Raw genomic sequence first — 13,385 nt, 5'->3', positions numbered from 1 at the left:
TTAAAAACATAAACTTAATGCCTTGAAGACAGGGTGGTAGCTGAAACCTCCACGGTGTTGGTCTCTACGTTGCCTGCCTCATCCTTTGCCCTCACCACAAAGTAGTAGGTTGTTGAGGATGTAAGTCCTGTTACCGAGTAAGTGGTAGCTCCGGCAGCCGTGGTATAGCTCGGCGGAAGCAGGAAATCCTGTCCCCCGGATGTTGTTGATATGTATATCAGATAGACTATGTTCGCTGAAGGCGTTACATTGTCTGTGGCTGCCGTCCATGTCAGGTCTACCTGGCTGCTTGAAATTGTGGTGGCTGTCTCAACACCGCCGAAGGTTGGAGGAATTGCATCAAGTGTAGTGGCTGAGACCTCTACGGTGTTGGTATCCACGTTACCTGCCTCATCCTTTGCCCTCACCACAAAGTAGTAGGTCGTCGAGGTGGTAAGTCCTGTTACCGAGAAAGAAGTAGCTCCGGCTGCAGTGGTATAGTTCGGCGTCAGGAAGTTCTCTCCCCCCGGTGTTGTTGATATATATACCAGATAGACTATGTTTGACTGTAGTGTTACATTGTCTGTAGCTGCCGTCCATGTCAGGTCTATCTGGCTGCTTGATACGGTTGTGGCTGACCCAGCTCCTCCAAAGGTTGGAGGTGTTGCATCCGTTGGTGTCAAGGTAGTGGCTGAGACCTCCACGGTGTTTGTATCCACATTGCCTGCCTCATCCCTGGCCCTCACTACAAAGTAATAGGTTGTTGAGGGATTAAGTCCGGTTACCGTATATGCGGTAGCACCTGCTGCTGTGGTAAAGCTTGGAGGCACCAGGAAGTTTTCTCCTCCGGGTGTTGTTGACATGTATACCAGATAGACTATGTTTGACTGTAGTGTTACATCGTCTGTGGCTGCTGTCCATGTAAGGTCAATCTCCGTGCTCGAAACGACCGCTGCTGTATCAGCTCCTCCAAAGGTTGGTGGTATTGCATCAAGGGTGATAGCTGACATTTCCACGGTGTTTGTATCCACATTGCCTGCCTCATCCCTGGCCCTCACTACAAAGTAATAGGTTGTTGAGGAACTAAGTCCTGTTACCGAATAAGTGGTAGCACCGGCTGCTGTGGTAAAGTTCGGCGGCACCAGAAAGTCCTGCCCCCCCGGTGTTGTTGATATGTATATCAGATAGACTATGTTTGCTGAAGGCGTTACATCGTCTGTGGCTGCCGTCCATGTCAGGTCTATCTCCGTGCTCGAAACGACTGTCGCTGTATCAACTCCTCCAAAAGTTGGCGGTATTTGCTCTGCCACGGAAACCATTGTCACGGTTACCGTTGTCGGGACTCCCAGGAGGGTTTTATGAGTATCGCCATAGTAGAGCAGGGTATTGGCATCATCATAGGCAAAGACGGTAAAATGCCTGTTTTGGCCATTTGGAACCTGAAATACCTCTTCGATAGTGTTGCTTCCGGTAACGCTTATCGTGCGTTCTATGGGACTCATTCCGGATCCGGAGATATAAAATTTCACGTAGCTTACTGCGGAAGGAATTACCTGGGCAGGAGCTGCATCTCTTTCAGTTGCCTGCTGACCAAGTCCGATCACCACGGTTGTACTGTCTGAGCTGAGCACGCCGTCACTGCCGCCTCCACAGGAAGCACCCATCAGGGTTAAAACAATCAGGCTTATGTATAGCGTATATTTCATAATTTTCACTCCTATGGAAAGATTACATTTATGGTTACCGGAACAGACGTCTCTACCGGTTCCTGAGACACCGGTGGCTGAAACATGTATAAACCCTCAGTAAATTGCATCGGTATTCCCTCGGGCAATCTGTCAGGACCCTTTATTGTATTTCCTAAAACCATGGTCTGGTCACTTAATTGTCTCATTATTCCGATATCAATCGGTTGTGCTGCCTCTGGTGGCTTATCCATGTAAACACGGCTCATCTGACCACTCTTTACCGTAACCTCTCCAGCTATGCCCTTAACGATATTCTTTACTACAACCTCAGACTCAAGGGTTATTATTCCTGTAAACATGTTATCTCCGCTGCCTTCAACCCATACTATAAATTTCGTCCCCCTTGCGGCTGCCACTGCAGTCGGTGTATGAATCTCAAGATCCGACCTCCCCACTACCATCCTCAGAGAACCGCTAATCAGCCTGTACACAGACCTTGATCTCTTCTTCTCCGGAGTATATAAATATTCTTTGACCTCAACCCTGCTTAACTCGCCAAGATTGAGGATACTGTCATCCATAAAAAAGAGTTTTGTCCTTGCCCCCCTGTCTGTTACAACTGTATCTTTGAGTAAAAGCTGCATCTGTGGCTCTGCGTTGTTCTTTTGAGCATTCCTTACCAGATACACGCTACCTTTTACCGTCAAGACCTGTCCCGCCTCTGTATCATCATCTGTATCAGATATCCCGGAATATGATTTTGATGTGACAATGAGAATCAAGGCAAGACAAATGAGCATTACCAGTCCATATTTTTTCATAATACACCTCACAATACATCTATTGTTAAGAATATCCCTGTTATATTCCTCTTGTAATTAAAAAGAGCAATATTCGAATCATTAACAGTATAGCTCTCTGTTACAGAGGCACTCATCCTCTCAGAAATGAAGTATATCAGCCTTAGAGAGTATTGCTGCATCCTGTCCAACCGTTTCTCCTGAAAGCCCGGGAAGTCATCATGGTACCGCCTCTCATTGTATTCACCTGAAACATTAATATGCAGATGAGGTGTTATCTTATAGGCAAGTTCAGCACCTAACCTCTGTCCGTCAAAAGCCCAGTAGCCCTCTTTTGCCCTGTTAAAATCACTAAAGTAATATATCTCCCCTGATAGCCGGTTTAAATAAAAATTCTGCTTTATACCCACGGTGTTTTGATATCCTGTGCGTATGGAATTGGTCTGAAATATATCGCCGTCCCAGTACTTAAGACTCCTGTATTCATATATTGCCTCTGTTGAGAGCTTCTCACTCTCTTTCACGGTAAACTTGCCGTAAAAGGTATGGAATCTGCTGTATAGGTCACTGCCAAGGAGCGTATACTCCAGGGAGTATCCCACTGAAGACCTGAGTGCATCGGAAAAAGTCATCTCTAAGACAGGCGTGATTTTATGGTACTGCACATTGAATTCATTCAGGTTCATGTGAAGACTCTGGTAGAAGTTATAATCCAGCGTCAGCTTTATGACCCTGTCTTTTAAGAGAACGGCTCCGGACGTTACATATAACACAGCCCTGGTGTCCGACTTTCTCTCCGCACTGACAGGGGGGTTGGAGGGCTCAAGTATTACGTTGCTGTCATACTGAGTGCCTGCAGAAATATCAAGCCTGTATGGTTTCTCTTCAGCCTTATTCCTGCAACCATCCACTAATTCAGCTGCCTCCCCTTTTAAGGCCTTGTCTTTTGAACGGTCTATAAATTTTGAAAGAAGCTCTTCCAAATCGTCACATCTCGATGTGACATAATAGATACGGCCAAGTTCGAGATATGCATTTGCGGATGTCTCATCCAGTTGAAGTGTCTGTAAAAACAGGCTCTCCGCCTCTTTATAGTTACCATTTATTGAATAGGCAACTCCTGCGTAATAAGCGGCTTCCGGACTTTCCGGCGTTAATTTCAGTGCTTTCCTGAGTAACACGATAGCATCCTTCGTTTTCCCCTGATTTATCTTCTGGATACCCTGTGCAATATATAACTCGTAATCTTCTGACCCGGCATAAAGTGGTGACACTGTAGAAAGGAATATAAATACTAATGCTATGCATAAATACCTCATCAGCAACCCAGCTCCTTCTTTCTTAATTTATATTTATAGAGTAAGCCCTGTATATCAGGATGCCGGGACACCGGATATGATATTGAAAGCAAAATAAAGCGAGGAATTATTTGTCAGATATTACTTTATCAGCCCGGTATCCATTAGGGACTCTTCCAATTATTTATCTTAAAAAACTTTTAATTTATTGATTTTTTTTAATCTTAAACTTTTAATAAAGCAAGATCAATGCCTATAAAATTTTCCTTGTATTTCAGGTGCTTTTATTTTGAGACAGAAGAAAATTGCATAACCGGCTTCACAAACTATGTAACCGGTTTCATAATTCTGCCTGAATATCCTGGTAGAAGTTAATTGGGTAAACCTTAATTCGCTGTCACGCCCCCTGATACGATGAAGGCCATAACGTCTCCGCTGTCAGCGCTAAGGGGGGCAACCTGTTCTTTTGGCACAATTATGAGATTTCCTGCAAAGTTGTATGACTGGGGAAGATATACGGCAACACTGTCTGAAAGCCCTAAATTATGCAGGCCTTCACGAGTTACAAACCCTATAACCTGTATCTTGCTCCCCGGCATAAGGGTAACTAAAACAGGTTTGTTAAAACTCTTCTTATCGCCAACAAATGCACCTATCAGGTCTTTTATGGATGTGTAAATCATCTTTATGAACGGCAGCCTGGCAAAGGTTCTGTCAACCAGGAGCACCAGTCTCTTTGTCAGGAAATTTGAGGCAATAAATCCCACAGCGGTTATTGTCAGTATTGTAACTACAAACCCCACCCCCGGGATCCTGAAGCTGAAAAGCCTGTCTATCTTTATAAAAACAAGATACACGACATAAACCGTTGCCACCAACGGTACTAAAAACAAAAGACCCTTTAAAAAATACTCTGTGAGTTTCTTCATGCTCCCTCCTGATATTATTCGTTCCGGTTATTTGGCAATCAAGCCCTGCTTAGCCAAGGCTGTAGTGATTGGAAAAGATCCTCAGGTTCATGGTTTATTCTGACATTACTACAGACTTTGAGGCAATCACATACTTACCGGTCCGACGATAGGATAAATTGTCAAGCTACAGAATACTTTCAGGAGAATAACGGTTATGAACGAGCTATTATCGAAGTAAAACCAGTGATACATTGAGGTTTGACCAGGGGGATGAAGCCCCTGGTCAATAATAGAGAGTGGATTAATGGGCTCCGTGAATCAAAACCGGCAGACAAAGCACACATACCAGCTTCTCTTCGCCGCCCTGAACACAGGAAAGATATACCCTCTCCTTATCAGCCGCACCACATACAAAACACTTTGTTTCCATAATCAGTCCTCCAGTTCGTTTATTTCTTTTACCACCACCTCGGGGTCAACGTTATGCATCGTTGCACCAAAGGCAATTGACTCCACGTTAATTCCCGGACACGTAAAGCAACCATTTCCAAAATACTTCTCAATAACCTTCGTGGCCTCGGGCATCTCCCTGATTATGTCCCCGATTATGGTATCCCTGTCAACTTCTTTCCTGGTTGTCGCCATTTTTTTCCTCCTTCAATTTAATCTTATCTTTATAATAATGCCTTAAAAGATATTTTGTTATGATTTAAGTCATATCGGGGATCACGAATACTTAAAATTCTCTTCTTCGCATTCAAGTTGAAACTGAGTTTGTTAAAACTCGGAGACACGGGAAAAGCAGAAAACATTAAAACAAGTCTCAAATACTCTCGTGATTATTCGTGGCTAATGCTTGCTACGTGGCTAACAGCGTGGTCAAATAATCGGTCCAGTCAGGCAAACCTGCACCGGTCCTGCAGGAGACCTCAAATATTTTCAAACCGGAATTAAGAGACAGGGCACTCCTTCTTATCTTTTCCATGTCTACATCCGTATAAGGAAGGAGGTCCGTCTTGTTGATGATGAGTGCACCTGATTCCTGAAACATCAAGGGATATTTTAAAGGCTTGTCATCACCCTCAGAGATACTAAGCACCATTGCCTTCATATCTTCGCCAACATTAAACTCAGCAGGACAGACAAGGTTGCCTACATTCTCGATGAACAGAAGGCTTATATCATTAAGGGGAATCTCATCAAGCGCCTCCCTTATCATGTTGGCATCAAGGTGACATGCCCCTTCCGTATTTATCTGAACCACAGGGACATCAAGGGCATTTATCCTTTCTGCATCATCTGTGCCGGTAATATCGCCCTCTACTACCCCTATTGAAACCCTGTCTTTCAATGCCTCTATGGTCCTCACAAGAAGAGAGGTTTTTCCGGCACCGGGGCCGCTCATCAGATTTATTGTAAAAATCCCTTTCTCTTTAAAAAGCCTCCTGTTTTCTTCTGCGATCTTCTCGTTGGCTTCAAGTATACGCCTTACTACCTTTACCTTCATGAAATGGCCTCCCTGGCAACAGCTCAGTCAACATCAATCTCCACAATATCAAGTTCTCTTCCCCCATTGATTTTGAAGCGGGTTCCACCACATTCAGGACAGGCAAGGATCAAGTCGGATGCAACCTCAAAATTATTATGACATTGCGGGCAATACCCGGCTACAGGAACCTCTTCACAGATCAGGGTTGCACCTTGGGCAATGGTATCAATTTTGATTATATCAAATGCAAAAAGGAGAGACTGGACCTTTACTCCTGAAACCTTCCCTATACGTAATGAAATAGAATTTATCCTCTTGTACTCAGCTTTCCGGCACTCTGTTATTGCTATATCCAGAATGCTTTGGGCTATGGACACCTCATGCATCAGGTCTTCTTGTGCTTTTCCCTTTCCTGCTCAAATGCCTCTTTCCCGGCCTCAATAGCAGAGCTGAGGGCTGATTTTTTCTCCTCAATAAACTCCTTGCCCTTCTCAAGGGTTGTAGAAACCGTTCCCTTACCCTGCTCAACCCCTTTTGTGACTTTCTCCTTAATCCCGGACGTCTTCTCCTTAACATCCTCTGCAAGGTCCATTACCCGTCTTCTCGTCTCAGGTCCTGACTGAGGGGCCAGAATCAAGGCCACACCTGCACCAACAAAGCCACCAAGCAAAAAGGCAAAAAACATCGAGCCGACACCATAACCCTCTCTTTCCTCCATAATATTAACCTCCCTTACGCAATAAATTCTTAAAGAAAACTATAACTGCTGTTTTAACACCGCTTTTAAAACCGGCAATAGCGGCATTTGTCTCGCTTCCAACTCTGCTGATTACAGTTGATATTGACCGGACATTATTGGCTGTATCTGTAAGGACATCGGTAATCTCCCTTACTCCCCCTGTTACCGATTGAATATCTCCGGAAATACTCTTGAGGTTTTCAAGGGTCTGTTTAAGTTCATCAATTGCTGGTGGAAGCTCTTTTCCTGTGGTATCAAGAAACTCATTAAGTCCCTTCATCGTCTTCCTGAACTCAATAAGCACAGGGATTAAAAAACCAGCAGAAATTATGACAACCACCGCTATTATAACAACTGCAATCTCACTCATAATAAAAACATTATAACATACTTTAAATTCTATGTGGAGTTTAAGAAAGCCCGAAAACTTGACTCTTGACATGCCTATACATCAAAATATCTACGTCCATCATCCACAGCTAACCGCTAACAGCAATGAGTCATAAATACCGGGCTAATGGATTAACTGTTATAACCATAATGAAAGTACTTGTTACAGGTGCTACAGGATTTATTGGAAGCCATTTAGTCGAGGCTCTTGCGGGCCGGGGCTATAGTGTTAAATGTCTTGTAAGGTCGTCTTCAGACCTTAGATGGATAGAAACACTACTTTTCCCTTCGAAGATGACAAACCTTCCGGAAGCCCCCTCCGTTGAGCTCTTTTACGGAGATTGTCAGGATATCAATAGTTTAAAAGGGGCTGTCGAGGATTGTGATTACGTCTTCCACCTTGCAGGACTTACAAAGACCGTGGAAGAGGATAATTTTTTTGCTGTTAATGTTAAGGGGACGGAAAACATTGTTAATGCCTTAATAGATAAGGGCAGGAGACTAAAGAGATTCGTCTTTCTCAGCAGCCTTGCTGCCGTAGGCCCGAGCCTCAACGGAACACCTGTTACAGAGAGTACGGAACCTCACCCTGTCTCTTTTTACGGAAAGAGCAAACTCGAGGCCGAAGGCGTCGTTTACAGCGTAAGGGACAAGATACCTGTAACAATAATAAGACCTCCGGCGGTTTACGGCCCGAGGGACCGGGATTTTCATATGCTCTTCAAGATGATAAAACGAGGGGTATTTCCATATTGGGGGAAGACCGTTTATTCTTTGGTTTATGTCGATGACCTGATAAATGGTATACTATTTTCCATAGCAAATGAGATTGCCACCGGCAAGCTCTATTTCATCTCGGACTCGAAGGTCTATACAAATGAAGAGATAGCCTTTGAGATAGCCGGGATTTTTGAACGGTCTTTTATAAAGTTGCGGATACCAAAGGCCGTGATGCCTCTTTTTGCAGGTATCAGTGAGCGGTTCAGTAAAGGGGGGATAATCAATAGAGACAAAATACGGGAGTTGCATCACCCATATTGGATATGTGATTCAACTCTTGCGACACAAGAACTGGGATATAAATCAACTGTAACATTAAAGGAAGGGATGAAATGGACGGCAGACTGGTACAGAATAAACAGATGGCTGTGAAAAAAGAAGACCTCTTTGAAAAGTGTCTTCATTTTAACAAGGCCAGGGAACTGATGGAACTGGGACTATACCCCTACTTCCGGGTTATCGAGAGTGCCCAGGATCCGGTCGTCTGCTCAAATGGCAAGAAGATGATAATGGTCGGGTCCAATAACTACCTGGGACTGACTAATGATCCACGGGTTAAAGAGGCTGCCATAAAGGCTATAGAGAAGTATGGAACCGGCTGCGCAGGTTCACGATTCCTTAACGGCACACTGGAAATACACGTAGAGCTTGAAGAAAAACTCGCCCGTTTCATGAGAAAAGAGGCTGCCATGGTCTTTTCCACAGGTTTTCAGGTAAATCTCGGGGTAATTTCAGCCCTCATAGGAAAGAACGACATTGTCATAATCGATAAGATGGACCACGCCAGTATTATTGATGGTTGCAGGCTGTCCTATGGAGATATAAAGAAGTTCCGCCATAATGATATGGATGACCTTGAAAGGGTCCTGAAAAATTGTAATGGAAAAGGAAAACTTATTGTTGTCGATGGTGTCTTCAGCATGGAAGGTGATATAGTTGACCTGCCAGGGGTTTCCGGCCTTGCAAAACAGTATAAGGCCAGGCTGATGGTTGACGACGCCCATGGAATAGGCGTGCTGGGCGAGACAGGCCGTGGAACATGCGAATATTTCGGAATGGAAGACGATGTAGATCTGATTATGGGCACCTACAGCAAATCCCTTGCCTCAATTGGCGGCTTTATTGCTGGAGACGAGAAGGTGATACATTACATTAAACACTTTGCCCGTTCTCTTATCTTCAGTGCCAGCCCTCCTCCTGCCTCTGTGGCTGCTGTCAGTGCAGCACTGGATATAATCGATGAGGAACCGGAAAGGATTCAGAGACTGAGTCAGATTACAACAAAGATGCTCAGGGCTTTCAAGGAACTCGGATTTGAGGTTGGCCCGAGTCAGACACCGATCATACCCATAATTGTTAAGGATGATGAAATCGCTTTCAGAATGGCCATGATGCTGCAGGATGAAGGGGTCTTTGCCAATGTGGCTGTAAGTCCTGCGGTTCCCAATGGAAAGGCACTTATCAGAACCAGCTATATGGCTACACACACAGATGAGCACCTTGAAACAGTCTTAAAGGCATTCAAAAAGGTAGGAACCAGTCTGGGACTGATTTAATAACAAGGAGCAACCAATGATAGAGGTCACTGAAGCAAAAACAGATCAGGAGATAAAAGAATTTATAAAGTTCCCTTTTAAATTATATAAAAACGACCCCTATTACAGCCCTGAGCTTATAAAGGACCAGAAAGAACACTTTTCTCCTGCAAACCCCTTTTTCAAGAATGCCGCTGTAAAATTTTTTCTTGCCAGGGAGGGAGGGAAAATAGTTGGAAGGGTCACATCAATAGTCAATCAACAGCACATCGGATATCATAATGAAAAAGCCGGATTCTTTGGTTTCTTTGAGTCCCGCAATGACCCCGATATCGCAAATACCCTGTTAGATACGGTTTCAAAGGACCTCAGCGAGGCAGGAATGACAGTTATGAGGGGGCCCATGGACTTTTCAACAAATGAGCAGTGCGGCTTTCTGATAGACGGATTCCATGAACCACCCATGCTCATGACCCCATACAACCCCCCTTATTATCCAGAGCTGATGCAACAGTGCGGGATGATAAAGGCAAAGGACCTCCTCGCATTTATTCTTGATGTCCCTAAGGAATTACCCGAAAAAGTACTTCGTGTCGCCCGTCTGGCCGAGCGCAGGGGCATAAAGATAAGACAGATTGAAAAGAAGAGGTTCAGCGAAGAACTCCGTGCATTCAAGGAGGTTTATAATGAGGCATGGAATACAAACTGGGGATTCATCCCCCTCACAGACGACGATCTGGAGTACCTTGGAAAACGTCTAAAACCCATTGCCCCACCCGAGATGACGCTGATTGCAGAGAAGGATGGTGAGCCTGTTGGATTCCTCGGTCTGCTGCCTGATTTCAATCTCCTCCTCAGAAAGATGAATGGCAGATTAACCGCGATATCCATTCTTAAGGCCCTCTACTACCAGAGAACAATAACGGACCTCAGGCTTCTACTCCTTGGCGTTAAGTCCGCATACAGGCACAGGGGAGTGGATGCCCTGATGTTCAGAGAGGCATTTAAGGCCGCAAGGAAACGCCATAAACGGGTGGAAATGTCATGGATTCTGGAAGACAATGAGCCGGTTATAAGACTTATCGAGATGTTCGGAAGCAGCTTGTATAAGAGATACCGAATATATGAAAAGGGAATATAAGGAACCTAAACCTTTTTCAATACAAGGGCTGCATTAATTCCCCCAAAACCGAAAGAAGTGCTCAGGGCCACCCGGATGTCCTTCTCTACAAGGTCTGAGGAAATATTAAGACCACACTCCCTGTCAGGCAGGGCAAGGTTTATGGTTGGAGGAATCAGTCCCTCATGAAGACTCATGGCTGTGGCTGCCACCTCCAGGGCGCCTGATGCTGCAAGCATATGCCCTGTCATGGACTTGTTTGCCGTTACATGGATATCCCGTAACCTCGTTCCAAAAACCTCTTTCAGTGCAAGGGCCTCCACCCTGTCACCTGATACCGTGGAAGTTCCGTGGGCATTAACCATATCAACCTCCTCTGTCGTGATACCCGCATATTGAAGTGCCAGACTTATCGTCGCAGCCTCACCAGCCTCTGAGGGCATTGTCTGATGAAACCCGTCATTAATGCTGGCATAACCCATAATCTCGGCATAAATCACGGCCCCCCTCTTTATGGCATGCTGCATCTCCTCAACAACCATGACACAGGCACCCTCTGAGAGGACAAACCCATCGCGGTCCCTGTCAAAGGGGCGGCTTGCGCTGCTGTCTGTACCTGTGGAGAGCGCACCTGTCCTGCCATATCCTTCAAGACATAACCTGCATAAAGGCGCCTCTGTCCCGCCTGTCAGGGCAATGTCCGCATACCCAGTCCTTATCAGCCTGAATGCTTCCCCAATTGCCATGGTGCCCGATGCACAGGCATTGGATATGCCAAGACAGTATCCCCTTAAACCGAGTTTGTGCGCAATATATGACGGTGCCATACTTATTGTTGTAGCCGGCATCAGATAGGCTGACAGGGGCCGTCCCTCCTTAAAATATGCACTCAGGGATTCTTCAATCCTGCTGACCCCTCCCCTGCTCGAACCTATTATGACCATAATATTCGGCTCGGGATATAAAGAGGTGTCTTCAAATGCAGAAAGGGCAGCAGCGAGGGAAAACTGTATAAATGGGTCAAGACGGTTCTTCTCCTTGGGAGTCAGGAAAGAGAGGGTATCAAACCCTCTTAACTCTCCGGTCACCTTCCACGGTATATCATCCACCTCAACCCTGCTGCATCCGGAAAGCCCGGAGAGACCTTTCTTCAACCCATCCCAGGTCTCCTGAAAGTTAAGCCCCAAGGGAGTAACTGCGCCAATACCTGTTATAACCACCCGCCTCATTTGCATCCGATTACTGTTTCCGAATTAATTAAATTCCCTCTTAATTCAACTATATCCTGCAGCAGGCTGACAAGGCGACGGTGTGGTCTGCCAGGCCCGTCGCTCATATGCCTCAAAAGGGGTTCACAGAAATACCAGGTACACCTGAAGGGTCTCTGCCATCTTGGTCTTGAACACCCGTTAAAGGAGAGGAATTCACATCGCGCCTCAAGACCTCTCTCGCTATATTCAGGAACTGCAAGGCCAAGGGCAGAGATGCAAATCAAGTCCTCACTGTCATAATATGCGTGTCTCTGTTTACAACAGACGTCCTCACAGTTAGGACAGACTTCCGAGGTATAACCCTCGATTAACGGGCTTATCTCTTCAAAGAGGCCCCTCAGTCTGAACAATACATCTTCTATTCTGCGGCAGGCCGCTTCACTGAGTTGAGGCTGGGCTAAAAAAATCATTCCTTTATCTTTTTCGGGACAATACCGTAGGTCTTCTTAAAGAGGGTAGAGAAGTATTTGGGGCTGTAACCAAGCTTCATTGAAACATCGGATATACTATTGTCACCTTCCTTCAGTAACTGAATTGCATGATCCAGTCTCAACCTTCTTATATAGGCATTGCAGGTAAATCCTGTAAGTGCCCTGAAATACCTGCACAAATAAACCCTGTTCAGACCGGAAACAGAGCTGAGCTCTGAAATAGTGATTGGCAACATATAGTTGTAATCAATATACGTCTTTACCTTCACCAATTTTGATAGAATCTGCGGTGGAATCATAGGGGATTCACTTACTTCGGAATCAGCATTGATCTCGCAGAAACTCCCTGAAATAATTGCTTCGATCTTCTTCAGTAACTCATCAAAACTGAAGGGCTTCTTTATATAGTCCTTTGCCCCGAGCCTGAAAGCCCTCAGGCACAGGTCCTCTGTCCCGTAAGCTGTGACAACAATTACAGGAATAGAGGGGTAGCGTTCCTTGATGTGTCTGAGAACCTCGAGACCGCTCATGTCAGGCAGTATTATATCCAGCACAACTATATCGATATCAGAAGAGAGCTGATTAATCGCCTCGTTCCCGCTTGCAGCATAGAGCACATCAACGGATTCCCAACTATTGCCTGGCTTTAAAGTAAGGAGTTCCTTAAGGCAATCAGCCTGTTCCTTCTCATCCTCAACTATCAGTATCTTCTTTTTCTCCATCACAAATTCCCGGTCAGCATGTCAAATGTTCCCATCCGTTATCTATTACTTCTTCAACCACACCTTCCTCAATTCAGTATATTATATATAATTAAGACTCCCGGATACAAAACTCTTTACTATGTCCAATAACCTTGCAAAATTACGGCCCGCATTGCAACCCGTCCCCTTTTTGAGTTATATTAATTGATTACATGTCCATCACCATGTCACGTATGCAAGATTTTATTGT

16 protein-coding genes are annotated in these 13,385 nt (G+C 45.1%); 3 read left to right on the top strand and 13 right to left on the bottom strand.

The annotated features are described in order from the left end of the window. Positions 1-14: 14 nt before the first annotated feature. From VST71_12165 to VST71_12120, 10 genes are all read right to left on the bottom strand, one after another. The gene (locus tag VST71_12165; GenBank protein MEC4686472.1) at positions 15-1,685 is read right to left on the bottom strand and encodes a fibronectin type III domain-containing protein; all 1,671 of its coding nucleotides are present in this window, start codon (positions 1,683-1,685) and stop codon (positions 15-17) included. Positions 1,686-1,696: 11 nt separating this feature from the next. Further along, on the bottom strand, positions 1,697-2,488 hold the full coding sequence (locus VST71_12160) for a FecR family protein (protein MEC4686471.1): 792 nt from the start codon (positions 2,486-2,488) through the stop codon (positions 1,697-1,699). 8 nt (positions 2,489-2,496) lie between these two features. Further along, a complete protein-coding gene (locus VST71_12155; protein MEC4686470.1) occupies positions 2,497-3,786 on the bottom strand; it encodes a tetratricopeptide repeat protein in 1,290 nt (429 codons plus the stop codon). Positions 3,787-4,151: 365 nt separating this feature from the next. After that, complete coding sequence (locus tag VST71_12150) at positions 4,152-4,694, bottom strand: DUF502 domain-containing protein (protein ID MEC4686469.1); 543 nt, start codon at positions 4,692-4,694, stop codon at positions 4,152-4,154. 283 nt (positions 4,695-4,977) lie between these two features. Further along, entirely contained in the window at positions 4,978-5,106 is a 129-nt protein-coding gene (locus VST71_12145; GenBank protein ID MEC4686468.1) for a hypothetical protein, read from the bottom strand. Positions 5,107-5,108: 2 nt separating this feature from the next. Further along, the gene (locus VST71_12140; protein ID MEC4686467.1) at positions 5,109-5,321 is read right to left on the bottom strand and encodes a DUF1858 domain-containing protein; all 213 of its coding nucleotides are present in this window, start codon (positions 5,319-5,321) and stop codon (positions 5,109-5,111) included. Between the two features lie 214 nt (positions 5,322-5,535). Beyond that, positions 5,536-6,183, bottom strand: a complete 648-nt coding sequence (gene hypB, locus VST71_12135) for a hydrogenase nickel incorporation protein HypB (GenBank protein ID MEC4686466.1) — start codon at positions 6,181-6,183, stop codon at positions 5,536-5,538. A gap of 23 nt (positions 6,184-6,206) precedes the next feature. Next, complete coding sequence (gene hypA / locus VST71_12130; protein MEC4686465.1) at positions 6,207-6,551, bottom strand: hydrogenase maturation nickel metallochaperone HypA; 345 nt, start codon at positions 6,549-6,551, stop codon at positions 6,207-6,209. Next, positions 6,551-6,883: a YtxH domain-containing protein gene (locus VST71_12125; GenBank protein MEC4686464.1), complete on the bottom strand. Its 333-nt coding sequence runs from the start codon at positions 6,881-6,883 to the stop codon at positions 6,551-6,553. The genes hypA and VST71_12125 overlap by 1 nt, the downstream gene beginning before the upstream one ends. Before the next feature lie 4 nt (positions 6,884-6,887). Then, on the bottom strand, positions 6,888-7,274 hold the full coding sequence (locus VST71_12120; protein MEC4686463.1) for a DUF948 domain-containing protein: 387 nt from the start codon (positions 7,272-7,274) through the stop codon (positions 6,888-6,890). A gap of 170 nt (positions 7,275-7,444) precedes the next feature. Here VST71_12120 and VST71_12115 point away from each other — a divergent pair, with 170 nt between their 5' ends. From VST71_12115 to VST71_12105, 3 genes are read left to right on the top strand one after another with little or no spacing between them, the layout of a single operon-like run. Continuing rightward, the gene (locus VST71_12115) at positions 7,445-8,446 is read left to right on the top strand and encodes an NAD-dependent epimerase/dehydratase family protein (protein ID MEC4686462.1); all 1,002 of its coding nucleotides are present in this window, start codon (positions 7,445-7,447) and stop codon (positions 8,444-8,446) included. Further along, positions 8,407-9,630: a pyridoxal phosphate-dependent aminotransferase family protein gene (locus VST71_12110; GenBank protein MEC4686461.1), complete on the top strand. Its 1,224-nt coding sequence runs from the start codon at positions 8,407-8,409 to the stop codon at positions 9,628-9,630. Before VST71_12115 ends, VST71_12110 begins: the two co-directional genes overlap by 40 nt. 16 nt (positions 9,631-9,646) lie before the next feature. Beyond that, a complete protein-coding gene (locus tag VST71_12105; GenBank protein ID MEC4686460.1) occupies positions 9,647-10,750 on the top strand; it encodes a GNAT family N-acetyltransferase in 1,104 nt (367 codons plus the stop codon). A 5-nt stretch (positions 10,751-10,755) separates the two neighbouring features. Here VST71_12105 and VST71_12100 read toward each other — a convergent pair whose 3' ends face one another. From VST71_12100 to VST71_12090, 3 genes are read right to left on the bottom strand one after another with little or no spacing between them, the layout of a single operon-like run. Next, a complete protein-coding gene (locus VST71_12100; protein MEC4686459.1) occupies positions 10,756-11,964 on the bottom strand; it encodes a beta-ketoacyl-[acyl-carrier-protein] synthase family protein in 1,209 nt (402 codons plus the stop codon). Next, positions 11,955-12,410, bottom strand: a complete 456-nt coding sequence (locus VST71_12095) for a hypothetical protein (GenBank protein ID MEC4686458.1) — start codon at positions 12,408-12,410, stop codon at positions 11,955-11,957. Before VST71_12095 ends, VST71_12100 begins: the two co-directional genes overlap by 10 nt. Beyond that, positions 12,407-13,153, bottom strand: a complete 747-nt coding sequence (locus VST71_12090) for a response regulator (GenBank protein MEC4686457.1) — start codon at positions 13,151-13,153, stop codon at positions 12,407-12,409. The genes VST71_12095 and VST71_12090 overlap by 4 nt, the downstream gene beginning before the upstream one ends. Positions 13,154-13,385 lie beyond the last annotated feature (232 nt).

This window comes from Nitrospirota bacterium (assembly GCA_035873375.1).
Taxonomy (GTDB): Bacteria; Nitrospirota; Thermodesulfovibrionia; order Thermodesulfovibrionales; family JdFR-85; genus BMS3Bbin07.
This window is presented reverse-complemented; position numbering and strand designations above follow the sequence as displayed.

Bases quoted from the DNA above. Each gene is read 5' to 3' on its own strand.
- VST71_12090 (MEC4686457.1), bottom strand. From the start codon at position 13,153: ATGGAGAAAAAGAAGATACTGATAGTTGAGGATGAGAAGGAACAGGCT.
- VST71_12140 (MEC4686467.1), bottom strand. From the start codon at position 5,321: ATGGCGACAACCAGGAAAGAAGTTGACAGGGATACCATAATCGGGGAC.
- VST71_12105 (MEC4686460.1), top strand. From the start codon at position 9,647: ATGATAGAGGTCACTGAAGCAAAAACAGATCAGGAGATAAAAGAATTT.
- VST71_12150 (MEC4686469.1), bottom strand. From the start codon at position 4,694: ATGAAGAAACTCACAGAGTATTTTTTAAAGGGTCTTTTGTTTTTAGTA.
- VST71_12100 (MEC4686459.1), bottom strand. From the start codon at position 11,964: ATGCAAATGAGGCGGGTGGTTATAACAGGTATTGGCGCAGTTACTCCC.
- VST71_12110 (MEC4686461.1), top strand. From the start codon at position 8,407: ATGGACGGCAGACTGGTACAGAATAAACAGATGGCTGTGAAAAAAGAA.
- VST71_12160 (MEC4686471.1), bottom strand. From the start codon at position 2,488: ATGAAAAAATATGGACTGGTAATGCTCATTTGTCTTGCCTTGATTCTC.
- VST71_12125 (MEC4686464.1), bottom strand. From the start codon at position 6,883: ATGGAGGAAAGAGAGGGTTATGGTGTCGGCTCGATGTTTTTTGCCTTT.
- VST71_12115 (MEC4686462.1), top strand. From the start codon at position 7,445: ATGAAAGTACTTGTTACAGGTGCTACAGGATTTATTGGAAGCCATTTA.
- VST71_12155 (MEC4686470.1), bottom strand. From the start codon at position 3,786: ATGAGGTATTTATGCATAGCATTAGTATTTATATTCCTTTCTACAGTG.
- hypA (MEC4686465.1), bottom strand. From the start codon at position 6,551: ATGCATGAGGTGTCCATAGCCCAAAGCATTCTGGATATAGCAATAACA.
- VST71_12145 (MEC4686468.1), bottom strand. From the start codon at position 5,106: ATGGAAACAAAGTGTTTTGTATGTGGTGCGGCTGATAAGGAGAGGGTA.
- VST71_12120 (MEC4686463.1), bottom strand. From the start codon at position 7,274: ATGAGTGAGATTGCAGTTGTTATAATAGCGGTGGTTGTCATAATTTCT.
- hypB (MEC4686466.1), bottom strand. From the start codon at position 6,183: ATGAAGGTAAAGGTAGTAAGGCGTATACTTGAAGCCAACGAGAAGATC.
- VST71_12095 (MEC4686458.1), bottom strand. From the start codon at position 12,410: ATGATTTTTTTAGCCCAGCCTCAACTCAGTGAAGCGGCCTGCCGCAGA.
- VST71_12165 (MEC4686472.1), bottom strand. From the start codon at position 1,685: ATGAAATATACGCTATACATAAGCCTGATTGTTTTAACCCTGATGGGT.